General features: G+C 74.4%; 10 protein-coding genes. 7 read left to right on the top strand and 3 right to left on the bottom strand.

Going from position 1 to position 15,203, the window contains the following annotated elements; all coding sequences use genetic code 11:
- Positions 1 to 171: 171 nt before the first annotated feature.
- Positions 172 to 2,091: an intein-containing Rv2578c family radical SAM protein gene (locus ACGWYJ_RS17430; protein ID WP_395107042.1), complete on the bottom strand. Its 1,920-nt coding sequence runs from the start codon at positions 2,089 to 2,091 to the stop codon at positions 172 to 174.
- Between the two features lie 193 nt (positions 2,092 to 2,284).
- Between ACGWYJ_RS17430 and ACGWYJ_RS17435 the strand changes: the two genes are divergently transcribed.
- The 3 genes from ACGWYJ_RS17435 (at position 2,285) to ACGWYJ_RS17445 (ending at position 5,331) form a co-directional block, all read left to right on the top strand.
- Positions 2,285 to 3,868 (top strand): glycoside hydrolase family 10 protein, encoded by a 1,584-nt coding sequence (locus ACGWYJ_RS17435; RefSeq protein ID WP_395107045.1) that lies wholly within the window; start codon positions 2,285 to 2,287, stop codon positions 3,866 to 3,868.
- A gap of 54 nt (positions 3,869 to 3,922) precedes the next feature.
- On the top strand, positions 3,923 to 4,144 hold the full coding sequence (locus ACGWYJ_RS17440; RefSeq protein ID WP_395107046.1) for a DUF3040 domain-containing protein: 222 nt from the start codon (positions 3,923 to 3,925) through the stop codon (positions 4,142 to 4,144).
- Positions 4,145 to 4,791: 647 nt separating this feature from the next.
- On the top strand, positions 4,792 to 5,331 hold the full coding sequence (locus ACGWYJ_RS17445) for an ATP-binding protein (protein WP_395107049.1): 540 nt from the start codon (positions 4,792 to 4,794) through the stop codon (positions 5,329 to 5,331).
- 190 nt (positions 5,332 to 5,521) lie between these two features.
- Here the strand turns inward: ACGWYJ_RS17445 and ACGWYJ_RS17450 are convergent, their stop codons facing one another.
- Both ACGWYJ_RS17450 and ACGWYJ_RS17455 read right to left on the bottom strand, forming a co-directional pair.
- Complete coding sequence (locus ACGWYJ_RS17450; RefSeq protein ID WP_395107050.1) at positions 5,522 to 6,646, bottom strand: helix-turn-helix transcriptional regulator; 1,125 nt, start codon at positions 6,644 to 6,646, stop codon at positions 5,522 to 5,524.
- A gap of 120 nt (positions 6,647 to 6,766) precedes the next feature.
- Positions 6,767 to 9,721, bottom strand: a complete 2,955-nt coding sequence (locus ACGWYJ_RS17455) for a hypothetical protein (protein ID WP_395107052.1) — start codon at positions 9,719 to 9,721, stop codon at positions 6,767 to 6,769.
- A gap of 149 nt (positions 9,722 to 9,870) precedes the next feature.
- Here ACGWYJ_RS17455 and ACGWYJ_RS17460 point away from each other — a divergent pair, with 149 nt between their 5' ends.
- From ACGWYJ_RS17460 to ACGWYJ_RS17475, 4 genes are all read left to right on the top strand, one after another.
- Complete coding sequence (locus tag ACGWYJ_RS17460) at positions 9,871 to 10,848, top strand: EamA family transporter (protein WP_395107054.1); 978 nt, start codon at positions 9,871 to 9,873, stop codon at positions 10,846 to 10,848.
- A gap of 203 nt (positions 10,849 to 11,051) precedes the next feature.
- Positions 11,052 to 12,395 carry a hypothetical protein gene (locus ACGWYJ_RS17465; protein ID WP_395107055.1) on the top strand — a complete coding sequence of 448 codons (1,344 nt, stop codon included), beginning with the start codon at positions 11,052 to 11,054 and terminating at the stop codon, positions 12,393 to 12,395.
- 122 nt (positions 12,396 to 12,517) lie between these two features.
- Positions 12,518 to 13,504, top strand: coding sequence for an ARPP-1 family domain-containing protein (locus ACGWYJ_RS17470; RefSeq protein WP_395107057.1), 987 nt, complete (start codon positions 12,518 to 12,520; stop codon positions 13,502 to 13,504).
- A gap of 373 nt (positions 13,505 to 13,877) precedes the next feature.
- On the top strand, positions 13,878 to 15,158 hold the full coding sequence (locus tag ACGWYJ_RS17475; RefSeq protein WP_395107170.1) for a cytochrome P450: 1,281 nt from the start codon (positions 13,878 to 13,880) through the stop codon (positions 15,156 to 15,158).
- Positions 15,159 to 15,203: the final 45 nt, after the last annotated feature.

Here is a 15,203-nt window from a genome sequence, read left to right on the forward strand (position 1 = left end):
TGTGGGCCGGAACTCACGAAGGCAAAAGCCGCACGAGGGTGGCCGCGTCATCTGGCTGGCGGCGCGCAGGTAGGCGCTGCGAGGTGAGGGCGTACGCATGGAGACGAGGCGGGCAGGGGCCTGTAGCGGGCAGGCAGCGTGAGCAGCGTGCGGGGCGCCTCACGTGAGGGGTCAGGTGGGCAGGGTGAGTTGCTCGGGGACGGGGCGGGGCGGGGTTCGCGCGGTGGCGGGAGCTCGCGGGCCGGTGCGCCTTCGGGTGCCGCGGTGGTGGGAGGAGCGGCCCACGCCGTACTTGGCGGCCAGTTCGCGTACCTGCGCGGCGATGCGGTCCTGGTAGGCCCGCGGCGCGTATGCGCCACGGGCGTACAGGCGCGCGTACGGGACGATCAGTTCCGGGTAGTGCTCGCGCAGCCACGACAGGTACCACTCGCGCGCCCCGGGACGCAGGTGCAGCGTGATCGGGGTGACCGATGTGGCGCCCGCCTCGGCGATCTGCTTCACCGCCGCCTCCAGCTGCGCGGGCGTGTCGGTCAGATACGGCAGCACCGGGCCCATCAGCACCGCGCACCCGATCCCCGCCTCGTTCAGCGCGGCGCACACCTCCAGCCGCCTGCCCGGCGCCGGTGTGCCCGGCTCCACCAGCCGCCACAGGTCACGGTCCACGAACGCCGCCGACACCGCCGTGCTCACCTCGGTGCGCTCGGCCGCCTCGAGCAGCAGCGGCAGATCCCGCAGGATCAGCGCGCCCTTGGTCAGGATCGAGAACGGGTTGGCCGCGTCCCGCAGCGCCTCCAAGATCCCCGGCATCAGCCGGTAGCGGCCCTCGGCGCGCTGGTAGCAGTCCACGTTGGTGCCCATCGCGATGTGCTCGCCCCGCCACCGCGGCGCCGCCAGCTCCCGCCGGACCCGCTCGGCCGCGTTCACCTTCACCACGATCTTGGAGTCGAAGTCGGCGCCCGAGTCCAGATCCAGGTATTCGTGCGTCTTGCGGGCGAAACAGTTGTGCGACACCACGCCGCCGGCGATGAAGTCCCCGGTCCCGGTGGTGATGTCGTACAGGTCCACCTCCACGCCCAAAGCCTGGACCGACACCACCCGCGTCCCCTCCGCGGGCCGTACCCGCGTTCCCTCCAGGGCATCGGCGGCCCCGCGCGTGGACGCGGGGTCCAGGGCGTGCAGGAGCCGCAGCCGTGCCGCGCCGGTCAGGCCCAGCCGGCGCAGGGCCTCACCGGCGCGCGCGGCCGGCGGCGAGCCGGGACGGGGGCCGCCCTCCAGCTCCAGGCCCGCGTCCCAGCAGCCCGCCAGGAAGCCCTTCAGCCACCCCTCCGGTGCCGGGGCGGGCCAGGTGTCGCCGGGCGGGCCCGCATCCTGGGCGGGCGGCTCGTCGAGGAAGTCGAGGAAGCGGCGTGCGCGGCGGCGCGCCGCGCTCTCCAGCCCGCGGGTTTCCGGGGGTGCGGCCTGCGCGAGGGCGTGCAGGTAGCCGCGGCGGTAGTCGTCGTCGTGCTTGGGTGGCTCGGCGAAGCCGCCGCCCATCCCGATCAGCACGTCGCCGGGGCGCAGCACGGACCGGTCACCGGCGGCGGGGGAGGGGGCGGGTTCGCCGGTGTGGGCGGCGACGTGGCACCAGCCGCGCCCGGTCAGGAACCGGTGGTCGGCGCTGGCGGTCAGGGCGGTGCCGTCAGCGAGCCGGACCCGGTAGGCGGGCTTGCGGGTGCGCCAGTGGTCCAGCACGCGGGTCGCCACGAGGCGGCGGCGTCCCGGGCCGGTGCCGTAGATCGCGTCGCCGGGACGCAGGTCGCGCAGCGGTACGGTGCGGCCGTCGGCGGCCAGGACCGGCGTGTCGCCGTCCAGGCAGTACGAGCAGGCGTGCGAGCACCCCCGGTAGGGGTTGATCGTCCACCGGAACGGCACCCGGGAGGACGCGGGCACCTTGTTGATGATCGTCCTGGCGTGGATCTCGTAGAAGGTCATCCCGCGGAACTCGGGGGTGTCGAACGTCCGCGCCACCGCGCCCCGCTCGATCAGCGGGAGGGCGGGACCCGCGGCCCCGTCGCCGTCCCCCTCGGCCAGCCGCAGATGGTCCCAGCGCACCCCGATCCCCCTTTTCGAACACCGAAACGATAGAACGCGTGTTCGATGATCGCAAATGGCGGGAAGGATGTCGCAGGCGGAGGCGTTGGAGGCAGGAACCGCCTCGGGCGGCGAATCCTTTACCACAAGCGACCGGAGGGACGGCCACCGTTACGCGCGAACCATGCCGGCCCGTGCGTAACAATGGCGCATCATGACTTCGCCAACGAAGATCATCACCAGGGTGGGGGCGGCGGCTCTCGCCGCGACGACGCTGACGGCGTGCCTCCCCGCCACCGGGGAGAACGGCGCCCAGGAGGCGATGCCGCCCGGCGCCAAGGGCGAATGCCCCGCGGTGAAGGCGCCCGGCGACTCCGCGCATCGCCAGCTGCGCGCCATGTGGATCGCCACCGTCGGGGGCGCCGACTGGCCCAAGCCCGGTGACCGCGGCGGCAAGGAGCGCCAGCAGGCGTCCTTCCGCAAGCTGATGGACACCGCCAAGGCGATGAACCTCAACGCCGTCGTCGTGCAGATCCGCCCCAACTCCGACGCCTTCTACGACTCCCCCTACGAGCCGTGGTCACAGTGGATCACCGGCAAGGCCGGCAAGGACCCCGGCTACGACGTGCTGGAGTTCATGCTCGCCGAAGCGCACAAGCGCAACCTGGAGTTCCACGCCTGGTTCAACCCGTACCGCATCAGCCGCCAGGCCGACCTGAGCAAGCTCCCCGCCGACAGCCCCGCCCGCCGGCACCCCGAATGGGTCCGCAAGTACGGCAGTGGACTGTGGTACGACCCGGGGGTGCCGCAGGTGCGCGAACTGGCCACCAACGCGGTCATGGACGTGGTGCGCAAGTACGACATCGACGCGGTGCACTTCGACGACTACTTCTACCCCTACCCCGAGGGCGGCAGGTACCCCGACCAGGCCACCTACAAGGCGTACGGCAAAGGCAAGAGCCTGGCCGAGTGGCGCCGCGGCAACGTCGACACCCTCGTGCGGAGCCTGTCGCAGAAGATCCACCAGGCCAAGCCGTGGGTGCGGTTCGGCATCAGCCCGTTCGGGGTGTGGCGCAACAAGACCTCCGACCCCGCCGGGTCCGACACCAGGGCGCTGCAAAGCTACGACGACCAGTACGCCGACACCCGCAAATGGGTCAAGGAGGGCTGGGTCGACTACATCACCCCGCAGCTGTACTGGTCGATGAACGACCCCCGCGCCTCCTACACCACCCTGGTCAGGTGGTGGTCCGACCAGGTCAAGGGCACCGGCGTGCAGCTGACCATCGGGCAGGCCGCCTACCGCGTGGGCAGCGACGCCACCTGGCGCGACCCCGCCGAGCTGTCGCGGCACCTGGCCTTCAACAAGCGGTACCCGCAGGTGCGCGGCGACGTCTACTTCAGCGCCTCCAGCCTGGCCGCCAACACCCGCGGCTTCGCCCAGAAGCTGCGCGACGACCACTACCAGCGCCCCGCGATCCCGCCCGTCGCCAAGGGCGGCCGCGCGCCCATGCCCGCGGGGGATGTGAGCGCCACCGCCGAGGGCGGCGGCAAGGGCGTGGAGGTGCAGTGGCGCCCGTCCCGGGGCAGCACCGCCTACGCCGTGTACCGGGTCGCCGGGCGCAAGCCCGCCTGCGCCCCGGTCGACCCCGGCGCGCTCATCGCCACCGTGCGCGGCGGCGGCATCATCGACCCGGGCGCCAGGAGCGGGAAGACCTACACCTATTACGTCACCGCGCTCGACCGCACCCACCGCGAGAGCGCGCCCGCGCGCGGCGCGACCGTCACCGGGGGATAATGATCTTGGTCCGGGGGGAGGAACCAGGCAGGTGACCCCCCCGGAGGTACGAGCATGGCGCTGTCGATGGAGGAGCGGCGGATCCTCGCACAGATCGAGATCCACCTGAGCGAGGACGACCCGCGGCTGGCCCATCGTCTGGAGAAGTTCGGCCGTCCCGCGTCCCGCGCGCGGGACGCGAGGCCCCGCCGCCGCGTGAAGATCATCGCGGCGGCCGTCGTGGTGACCGCCTTGGCGGTGGGCGTCGCCACCGCCGTCCTGAGCGCCTTCTCCTAGCGCCACCAGCGACAACCCTGACCGCGACCCGGGGGCGTGTGCGCGCCGCACGTGCCCCCGGGTTCTGAACGTGCCTCGCCGCGCCGGCACGGCACAGCGAAAGAACGCCGATGCCCCGGCCCGATCACTGATCGGGCCGGGGCATCGGCGTTCAGGCCGGTGTGGTGGTCGCCTCACGGCGAAAGGCACAACGAGGTTCCAGCCACGGACCGCGAGGCCCGGCGGTATTCCTCGAAGGCAAAGGGTAGAGCCCGGGGGACACATGCCACACCGACACCGTCCACCTTAACGGCAACCACCCCCTGCTCATTCCCGATCTGACCATGTGTCACCGATCACCTAGCCCCGGGGTGACGGCGACCTGAGCCGGTGCTCCCCCTTCCACACGGATGCGTCCACATTGGTACAAGGACGCGGGGAAATGCCACGACCCCGTCCCGGATCTGCGCGGACGGCGCCCGCAAGGCGCCGTCCCGGGCCGCGGGGAAGGCCGGAACGGCGGGGTCTGATCACCCTCACCACCACCGGCACGGGGAACTTTCGGTCCGGCCAGATCTGCGGATGGGGCCCTATCGCGCGACGCAGGCCGGGAAACATGGCTGTAGAGCGCTGACCTGCGGGAACAGTAGAGATGAGGAGACGGGGCATTGAGTGCGAATGGGCTTGGAGCCGAGGGACGGGGGCCGCGGGAGGAACGCGTCGCCCTCTGGGACCTGCCCGCCGAGACCGCAAGCGCCGCCACCGCGCGCGCCCTGACCGGCGCCGCGCTGCGCGAATGGCGCGTGCCCGACCAGGGGGACGTGGACGACATCGTGCTGATGGTCGACGAACTGGTCACCAACGCGATCCTGCACGGCAGCGGCCGGGTGCGGCTGCGCCTGCGGCTGCTGCCGGACGAGGCCAGGCTCACCGCCGAGGTCGGCGACGACAACCCGGTCACGCCCGCGCCCCCCGGCCGCGGCCCCGGCGTCCTGGACTGGGCCGAGGACGGCCGCGGCCTCCTCCTCGTCGGCGCCCTCGCCTCCGCCTTCGGCAGCCGCCCCGAAGGCCACGGCAAGACCGTGTGGTTCTCCCGGACCCTCCGCTCGGTGAACGGCCACGACCCCGCCACACCCGCACCCACGACCGCCACCGCGGCCGGATCCACATCGGCATCGACCACAGGCCCCCAGCCCCTCACCCCCTGAACCGCACCACCCGAGCCACCCGGCGAGCCACCAAGGAACGCCCCCTCGAAACCGCCCCTCCCAGCCCCGAACAGCCCCCGAGCCAGCCCCCCGAGCACGCGCACGCACACCACCCTGAGCCCGTCCCGCACGGACACCCGCCCACGGCACGCACCCGCGAGATGACCCCGGCGGACCCGCGCGCCCCCGTCTACACCTGGAGGGGGCAGCGGTCCGTCAGCCAGATCTCCTCGTCGTCACCGTCCAGGACGGCGGTCACCGGTGGCTCGTCGGTCAGCCGGTCCAGATGCCATTCGATGTGCGCCAGCGGGCTGCGCCAGCCCGCCAGCAGGTCGGCCAGCGGGCGCGGCGGGCCGGGCGGCCCCGACGGGGACGGCTCGGGATAGGCGCCCTCCCACAGCGCGTCGTCGGACTCGGCGCACCAGTGCCCGGCGGCCTCCAGCACCTCCCGCAGGTCGCGGGCCAGCTCGCCCAGGGAGCGCAGCGCCATCGCGTCCTGGATCATCCGTTCCCTGGTGTCGTAGGACGTCTCGCCCTCGAACCCCGCCGGCAGCTCGGGGCGGCGCCCGTCGTACACCGGCGGGTCACCGGTCGCCTCCGCCCGCACCGCCGCGATCTGCCAGCGCGTCCACTCCGCCAGATGCCCCAGCACGCCGCGCAGCGCCGCCGCGCCCCCGCGCCCGGCCCGCACCTCCGCGGCCGCGTCCCGCAGCCGCGTGCGGACGTACTCCAGCCGGTCCAGCGTCCACGCCCGCGCGCGGGCCGCGCCCGCCGGGCCGCGCGGGCCCGGCTCGGCCGGGGGCTTGGGCACCGGCACCCGCAGCGCCGCCAGCAGGTCGTCCAGATCGCGCATGCCCGTGGCCCGCCCCGACAGGTAGGCCGCGCCGACCCGGTCCAGGCGGAACATGCGCGGCCCGTCGCGCATCCGGCACCACCCCACCAGGTATTCGGCGTAGGGCGCGATGACCAGGCCGTGCGCCTCCACGTCGCGGAGGCTGCGGCTGCCGGACTGGTCGGTGTAGGCCAGGCGGACGACCCGCCGCGTGCGCACCGCCTCGGCCAGGGTGTCGCGCACCGGGCCGACCAGTGACGCCGCCTCCGACAGCGGGGCGGGCGGCGCGTCCGGCGGCAGGACGTACCCGCGGCCCCGCTCCGCCGACACCGGCAGCCCGCCATGGGTCAGCAGCTCCAGGTCGCGGCGCACCGTGCGGGCGCTCACCCGCAGCCGCTCGGCCAGTTCCTCGGCGGTGAGCGGCTCGGGGGAGGACGAGCGCAGCTCGGCGACCAGCGCCAGCAACCGGTCCACGCGATTCACGCTCCCATGGTCGCGCGGCCCACCGACATTATGCGGGCAACGACACAACTCCTCACTCACCGTGACAACCGATGCGCCGCGGGAGAACACGGCGTCACCACCGCATCGCCCGGGTGCGGGTCAGGTCAGTTCGGCGGCGACGCCCTCGAAGTCGCCGGCGGTCAGCGCCAGCGTCTCGGCCGCGCCGATCGCCTGGGTGGCCTCCGCGCGTCCCAGCCGGCGGGTGGCGGCGCGGTCGAGGTACGCCTCCACCAGCCGCGCGCCGGTCAGGCGGCCGATCGGGTGCAGCATCGCCAGGTCGCGGTCGGCGACCCTCCACGCGCCGGCGTCCAGCGTCAGCCGCCGCTCCTCGGCCAGCAGCGCCAGCAGCGCGTGCCGCAGCCGCGGATCGCCCAGGTCGGGCAGCCGGACGGCGCGCAGGTCGGTCACCAGCTCCGGTGAGGCCGCCGACAGCTCGCCCACCCGCTCGGGCTCGCAGGTGCCCAGCAGCGCGGTGTCGCTGACGCCCTCCAGCCGCGCCCGGTACAGCGCGGAGGCGAACGCCGCGCCCTGCGGGTGGTCGAGGATGAGCGTGTCCAGCCCTTGCAGCAGCAGCACGTGGCCCGCGTGCTCGTCCAGCGCCGCGCGCAGCCCGTCGGGGCCCGAGTCGCGCAGGTCGTCGGCGTGCATGCCGTGCACCTCGCCGCTGGAGACCTCCACCTCGGCCAGGGCGCGCGCCACCATCCGCGCCACCCTGCGCTGCCCGCTGGAGGGCGCGCCGATCAGCAGCAGCGCCGGGACCGACGCGCTGGACACCTCGTTGCCGCGCAGCCGCTTGGCCCACTTGCCGCGGCGCCGCACCTCGGTGACCACCCGCTCGATGTCGTCGGCGCCGCACAGGAAGCGGATCCCGTACGACTCGACGATCTGCGGGCTGGGACCGGGGTCGGGCGCGGGCGGCATCGGCGGCGGGGGCTCGGGCACCGGCGCGGGCGGCGGCGGCAGCGACGGCCCGTCCACCGCGCCGGGAGCGGGCGGCACGGGCGGGCCGGGCTGGGCGCGGCCGTGCCTTCCCCCGCGCTCGACCCTCGTGGCGGGCGCGTCGTCGCCGAACGGGTCGATGTCGTCCATCGGGTCGGGGTCCATGTGGGTGACCGAGGGGTCGGCGGGCCACGGCGGTGCCGTGCCCGAGCCCACGCCCCTGCCCGCCTGCGGGTCCGGCCGCGCCTCGGCCTGCGGCCCCTCGGGCGCGTCCGCCGACCACGCCGGGGCCGGCGGCGGGGGAGGCGGCGGGATCGCCGCGCCGGGCGCGGACTGCCGTGGCGGCTGCGCGAACGCGTCCGGGGACGCGGCCGCCGCACCTGCCGGCGCGCCTTCCGGCGCCCCGGGCAGGCCCTCGGGCACCGCGCCCGGCACGCCCTCGGGAACGGCGCCGGGGATGCCCTGCGGCGGCGGAGCGGGCGCGCCCTGCGGCGCCCCCGGAGGGGGACCGGACGGGGACGGCGGCGGCGACTGCGGCGGTGACTGCGCCCACGGCTGCGCGGCGGCGCCCCCCGGATCGCCGGGGCTTCCCGGGGCGTCGCCGGGCGGGGACGGGGGCGGGACCGGAGCCACCGGCTGGTCCGGCGCCGCGCCGGGCGACGGGGCCGCGTCGCGTCCGGAGGAGTCCCGTTCGGAGGCCAGGTGCTCGCGGGCCGCCTTGATGATGTCCCAGGCGCTCAGCTCGTCGGTGGACGGCGGGGTGTGCATCGCCGGCCCGGTCAGCTCCGCGGCGATCGCCTGCGGCAGCGCGAACCCCGTCGCGGGCGGCGGGACCTGCGCCAGCCGGCACCAGGTCAGGCCGACGGTGTAGGTGGTGGCCAGCAGCGCCGCCAGGGCGTCGGCGTCGTCGGTGCGCAGCGGGTCGGGCAGCCGGCCGTCCCGCGGCCACAGGTCCCGCAGCGGATGCGCCGCGTCGGTCAGCACGGTGTGCAGGGTGCGGGCGCTGTCGGGGTCCAGCCAGCGCTGCAGCGCCGGCAGCGCGCCCGGCGCGGCCTGCAGGTCGGCGGCCAGCACCGCCACCCCGGCGCGGCGCACCTCGTCGTGCGGGCGGCCGCCGGTGACCGTGCGCACCCCCGTCAGCGCCGCCACCTGCTGCTGAAGGTCGTACAGGGCCAGGCGCAGGTACTCGCCGGGCGCGGCGTCGCGCACCATCGGGGTGGCGTACTCGGCGGGGCACCGGCGCCGCCATTCCTGGAGCACCGCGGCCGGGCCGTAGCGCGCCGTGGCGATGTCCTGCTGGATCAGCCGCAGCGAGGCCGCCGTCACCGCGGCCAGCGCGTCGGCGCCGGGACGGAACCGCGCGTCGGCCTGCAACCCCGCCGCGACCTCGTACATCACCCGGGCGATGTGGGCCGCGCCGCCGCCGTCGCCGGCCAGCAGCCGGTTGATGTAGTACCCGGCCAGCGTGCCGAAGTCGGGCGGCATCATCCAGTGCAGCCGCTCGGCCGGGGTGGTCAGGAACGGGATGAACGACTCGATCAGCGGATGCTCGATCAGGACCACGGGGGAGCCCGCGCACCACAGCAGCGCGCCCCACGCCGCGGCGACCGTGCTGGGCGTGCCCGGCTGGAACATCGGGTCCTGCTGGGCGAACTGCGCCGGGTTCACCGCCCACGCGGTCGTCAGGGCCTGCTGGATGCGCGCCACCACGGAGGTCTCGGGCGCCGGGCCGAGGAACCCCAGCGAGGCGACCCGTCCCGCCGCCAGGTCCGGCCCGGTCGGGAACAGCTGCGGAGGTATCGGCGGCGTGCCCGCGCCGCGCGGCGCCGGGACGACCGCGGCGCGGTCGGCGGGTGTGGTCGGCGGGGGACAGGGGTGCCAGTTGCCGTCCAGGCCGCACCGGTACCAGCGGCCCCACGCCCCGTACAGCCACCACTCGCTGGAGCCCCACAGCATCCGCGCCGCGACCTGCTCGGCGCGCTGCTGCGGCGCCGCGGTCCGCCACCAGGCGGAGGACACCAGCTCGCGGACGTTGCCCTCCACGGCGGTGAAGAGGTCACCGCCGGCCCCGCTTCCGGTTCCGCCGAGTCCCGCCCCGGCCGCCTGCCAGTTCACTAGGCGAATGGTAGTCCTTCGCGGCGTTTGGCCAGGCATCGATGGCGCAACGCCTCGCAAGCCCGCGGAACGGCCGATATCCCTTCGATCGGTAATGAGCGTTATGGCATGATGCTCCTTATCTCGGTCCGTGCGGGCAAGGGGGCGGCATGAACGACGCGGCACGCGTGAGGGCGGCCGGGCTGACCTTCGCGGTCGTCTCCTCGATCGCCTTCGGCGCCTCCGGGCCGTTCGGCAAGGCCCTCATCACCGCGGGCATGAGCCCCCTGCAGGCGTCCTGGCTGCGGGTGACCGGCGCCGCCCTGGTGCTGGTGCCGCTGGTGCTGCTGCTGCGCGGGCCCGCCGCGGGCGCCGCCCGGTTCCGCGCCGCGCGCCCGCACCTGCCGCGCCTGGCCCTGCTCGGGCTCACCGGCGTGGCCGGCTGCCAGGCGTTCTACTTCATCGCCGCCTCACGGCTGCCGGTGGGCATCGCGATCCTGCTGGAGTTCACCGGGCCCGTCCTGGTGCTGGCCTGGATCGGGCTGGTGCGCCGCGCCCCGGTGCACCGCACCGCCGCGGTCGGCGTCGGCGTCGCCGTGGCGGGCCTGGCGATGGTCGTGCAGGTGTGGTCCGGGCTGCGGCTGGACGCGCTGGGCCTGGCCGCGGGGCTGGGCGCCGCCGCCTGCCAGGCCGGCTACTTCCTCATCGTCGACCGGCTGTCGGGGACGGTCGAGCCGCTCGCCCTGACCGCCGTGGGCCTGGTCGTCGGCGCCCTGGCCCTCAGCCTCGTCGCCGCGCCCTGGGCGCTGCCCTGGGACGTGCTGCCCCGCATGGTGGAGGTCGGCTCGCACACCGCGCCCGGCTGGGCGCTGGCCGCCTGGATCATCCTGGTCAGCACCGTGCTGGCCTACCTCACCGGCGTGGCCGGGGTGCAGCGCCTGTCGGCCCAGGTCGCCGGGGCCATCTGCTACACCGAGGCGGTCGCCGCCACCCTCATCGCCTGGGCCGCGCTCGGCGAACGCCTCACCCTCGTCCAGACCATCGGCGGCGCCGTCGTGCTGGCCGGCGCCTACATCGCCCAGCGCGCCGTCATCGAACGCCCCGCCCCCGCGCCCCAGGAGATCCCCGCCACCGCCCTGGCCCGCTGACCGCACCCCGGCGTCCTCGCTCCGCCGCCGGACGCGTCCACGACCTGCTGGAACGCGGGCCCGGCGGCTACGCGGCCGAAGACGGCGGGGCCAGAAGGGGACGCGCCGGGCGATCGGGGTGACACGGGCGCGCCGAGCGGAAAATGAGTGTCGGGACGCTCGCGCGGATTCCTACACTCCATGATTGCGGAGGCGAGACAATCATGGACACCCCCACGCTCCTCACCCACCTCGAGACGCACGCCCGGCCCCTGACCCTGCCGCGCGGCGGCGCCCTGTGCTGGGACGACGCCGACTTCCACGGCGCCGCCCACGCCGACGACCCCGAGGGGTACGCGCTGCTCGGACTGGCCCCCGGCGTGACGCCCTGGCAGCGTGCCCGGGTGCTGCTGCAGGTGCTGGCCGCCTCCCAGGCCGGGCTCGGCGACCACACCCGCGCCACCCTGGCCAAGGTCGCCCGTGTGCTCACCCTCGCGCTGCCGCCCGCGCACGTCATCACCGTCCTGCTGGCCCTGCGGCGGCTGCGCGCCAACCACAAGCACACCACCCGCACCGCGCTGCGGTTCGTCCTGGAGCACCCCCGCGCCGACGCGCTCATCGCGGCGCGCCGCCCCGCGCTGCTGGACTGCTTCGAGCACGCGCTCGGCAAGGCCACCGCCCGCGGCTGCGCCCGCCGCATCGCCGACGGCGACACCGGCTCGGACTACCTGCAGCGCCGCCTGCTGCGCTTCCTCACCGCGCCCGCCCTCGCCCTGCCCCGCGTCGCCGCCCTGTACGGGGCCGCGCCGCCCGCCCGGACCGGCGCCACCGGACCGCACTTCGAGTCCCACGCGGGGCCGGCGCTGCGCCTGGACGCCGCGCGGGAACGCCCGCAGACGGTCACGCCGACCAACCGCGGCGACATCGCCGCCACCCTCGTCCACCTGTACCGGGGCGGGCCCGCCGAGGACCTGTACGTCGCGCTGGGCGGCTACGTCGGCGAGGCCGCCGCGGCCTTCCCCCGCTTCGAGGGCACCGTGGCCATGGTCCTGGACGCCTCGGCGTCCATGCGCGGCTACGGCGACCGCGAATGGGCCGTCCTGTCGCAGGCCGCGGCGCTGCGCATGGTGCTGTCGCAGGTGTGCGACCGGCTGGAGGTCATCGAGGTCGGCGGCGACGAGCGCACCCCGCGCGGCGCCACCGACCTGGCCACCGGCGTCCTGGACGCCCTGGCCACCGAACCCGACCTGGTCGCCGTGGTCTCCGACGGGTACGAGAACCTCTACCCGGGCGACCTGGCCCGCGTCGTGGCCACCCTGCCGCGCGCCGGGATCACCACGCCCGTGGTGTTCTGCCACGCCATGTTCACCGGCGGCGACGACCTGTCCCTGCGCCGCCCCGCACCCGCGCTGCCCCAGCGCGGCTTCTGGCACCAGGACGACTTCGCCGAACTGCTCCCCTGGATGTTCGGGCACTGCGCCGCGGGCGGACCCTGGCTGCGCGACGCCATGCGCACCCGCCTGGAACTGCTGGACCAGGAGGCCGCGCAGCTCGCCGCCGCCGCATGACCCCCTGCACGACCCCTGCACGACCCCTGCACGACCTACGCATGACCCCTGGGGCCGCCGCCGGCCCCGGGGCACCCACTACACGGCCGCACGAAGGGCACGAAGGGGAGGAGACACACCCCATGAGCGACCTCACCACGCTCGACACGCTGGTGCCCGGCCCGCTCAGCCTCGCCGGGCACCGCCTGGGCACCCCGCAGCGCGCCGGCGCCCTGACCATGGTGCCGATCTCCGGACCCGCCTACCCCGGCATCGTCCCGCCCCGCACCGGCGTCAAGCTCACCCGCGTCCCCGGCTACGGCCGCGTCGAACTGCGCAACGGCGCCGACCGCGGCGTGGCGATCATCCCCCTGCACATCGGCTACGTCCAGGACCAGGCGCAGAACCACGCGCTGTGCCGCTCGGCGTTCCTGGCCGCCGGGCAGAAACTCCTGTTCGAGGACGCCTGCTGCGTCCAGCAGAGCCAGGGCGGCTACCTCAGCGAACGCGACCAGTGGTTCTTCATCCTGCCCCTGGAACTGCGCGCCCGCGCCTTGGAGCTGCGCGGCCTGAACGCCTACTCCAAGCTGTGGGACGACATCGCCGCCCTCAACCACCGCTACGGCCTGCCGCGGCGCGGCCACCTGGAACAGATCCTGTCGCGGCACCGCGCCGTCCTCACCCAGTTCCAGAGCCGCCTGGAACTGCAGCCCGGACAGCTCGGCGCGCTGTTCTTCCTCCACGGGCGCTTCGCCGGCCTGGAACTGGCACCCGACCCGCTGTACTTCGCCGAGGTCTGGACGCCGCTGGTCGCCTTCGCCTACGGCGTGGCCGCCTGGCACGCCGAACCGCCCGCGCCCGAACGGGACGCCGAGCCCTACGACGCCGGGGACCTGGGCGAGCTGCGGGCCGCGCTCGCCCGCGACCGCGCCGAGCGGATCGCCGAGGTCGCCGACTGGCTCGCCGCCGCCCCCACCGGGCCCGTCACGGCCGTCGAAGAGGACCGCTACCTCGGCCTGAGCCTGTCCACCCTCACCGGGCCGCACCTGGCCGGGCAGATCGTCACCGACGGCGACCGTCCCGTGTACGCGAGCCTGTTCAGCAGCGCCCCCGGCACCACGCCCCGCTGAGGCCGCGGGAGCTCAGGCCGGTAGGGCTTCCGGGCTCGGAAAAAGGGTTGCCATAGGGGGTGCCGGACCACTTCAATCGGAGACCTACCGGGAACTGTGCCGGGCCGTCAGGTGGTGTCTGATTCCACATCAGGAGTTCAGTGTTTCTCACCGGAACACCATTCCACGCCTGACCCCGCGCCGGCCGCCTGTCCCGCTCCCTCCCCGCACCGGCACCGCCGGCCCTCGCGGCCACGCCCCTGCCACACGTCCCTCGGCCCCGTCTCGCTGTGCAGTGGGTCACAGAGCATTGACCGTAATCGCACACTTATCCAAGCTTGGGCTGAATGCGACGGAAGGCGACACGGCGGTGACGATCCAGCGAACGGGCGCGATGCCGAAATACGCGCCAGACGACGACATCAAGCTCAGCGAGCTCACCTTCTGGATGCGGCCCCTGGACGAGCGCGCCGAGGCGTTCGCCCGGCTGCGCGCCGAGGGCACACCGCGCCTGTATCCCGACCCCCAGGTCCCCTTCGCCAAACCCGGCGACGGCTACTGGGCGCTGGTGCGGCACGCCGACGTCCTGGAGGCCAGCCGCAAACCGCAGATCTTCAGCAGCGAGCCCAACGCCACCACGGTCATCGACCCCCCTGCCTTCGTGCAGCGCTACGTCAACTCGATGATCAACATGGACGATCCGCGGCACGCCAAGATCCGCCGGATCGTGTCCCGCGCGTTCAGCCCCCGGATGCTCGCCAAGGCCGAGGACGACGTGCAGGCCCGCGCCACGCGGATCGTGGACGAGCTGATCGCCACCGGCCCCGGCGACTTCGTCGAGAAGGTCGCCGCGCGGCTGCCCGTCGAGATCATCTGCGACATGCTCGGCATCCCCGACACGCTCTACCCGAGAGTGCTGCGGCTCACCAACATCGTGCTGGGCAACGCCGACCCCGAATACACCGGCGTCACCCCCGAGATGGGACGCATCCGCACCGGCCTTGGCATGGCCAAGGTCGCCCTGGCCAGCCGCGAGCTGCACCGCCTGGCCGCCAAGCTCGGCCGCGAGCGCATGGGCCGCGACACCGGCGACCTCACCTCCGCGCTGGTGAACGCCAACGTCGACGGGGAGAAGCTGACCGCCCGCGAGTTCGGAACGTTCTTCCTGCTGCTGGTCGTGGCCGGCAACGAGACCACCCGCACCGCCATCGCGCACGGCCTGAAACTGTTCACCGACAACCCCGAACAGCGCGAACTGCTGCTGGAGGACTTCGACGGCCGCATCGCCGGAGCCGTGGAGGAGATCATCCGGATCTCCACCCCCGTCATCACCTTCCGCCGCAACCTCACCCAGGACTACGAGATGAACGGCCACACCTACCGCAAGGGCGACAAGGTGCTGCTGTTCTACAACTCGGCCAACCGCGACGAGAGCGTCTTCACCGACCCCGACACCTTCGACATCACCCGCTCGCCCAACCCGCACGTCGGGTTCGGCGGCCCGGGACCGCACTTCTGCCTGGGCGCCAACCTGGCCCGCCGCGAGATCACCGTGATGTTCAAGGAACTGTTCACACGGCTGCCCGACATCCGCGCCGCCGGCGAGCCCGACCGGCTGGTGTCCAGCTTCATCAACGGCTACAAGCGGCTGCCCTGCACCTTCACCGTCCCCTAGCACGCCGTCCCCCGACACCCCGTCCCAAAGCCGTTGCAGGCCCGG

Origin of the sequence: Actinomadura sp. SCN-SB (assembly GCF_043906805.1) — a bacterium.
Taxonomy (GTDB): domain Bacteria; phylum Actinomycetota; class Actinomycetes; order Streptosporangiales; family Streptosporangiaceae; genus Spirillospora.

Bases quoted from the DNA above. Each gene is read 5' to 3' on its own strand.
- ACGWYJ_RS17460 (WP_395107054.1), top strand. From the start codon at position 9,871: ATGAACGACGCGGCACGCGTGAGGGCGGCCGGGCTGACCTTCGCGGTC.
- ACGWYJ_RS17440 (WP_395107046.1), top strand. From the start codon at position 3,923: ATGGCGCTGTCGATGGAGGAGCGGCGGATCCTCGCACAGATCGAGATC.
- ACGWYJ_RS17470 (WP_395107057.1), top strand. From the start codon at position 12,518: ATGAGCGACCTCACCACGCTCGACACGCTGGTGCCCGGCCCGCTCAGC.
- ACGWYJ_RS17475 (WP_395107170.1), top strand. From the start codon at position 13,878: ATGCCGAAATACGCGCCAGACGACGACATCAAGCTCAGCGAGCTCACC.
- ACGWYJ_RS17435 (WP_395107045.1), top strand. From the start codon at position 2,285: ATGACTTCGCCAACGAAGATCATCACCAGGGTGGGGGCGGCGGCTCTC.
- ACGWYJ_RS17465 (WP_395107055.1), top strand. From the start codon at position 11,052: ATGGACACCCCCACGCTCCTCACCCACCTCGAGACGCACGCCCGGCCC.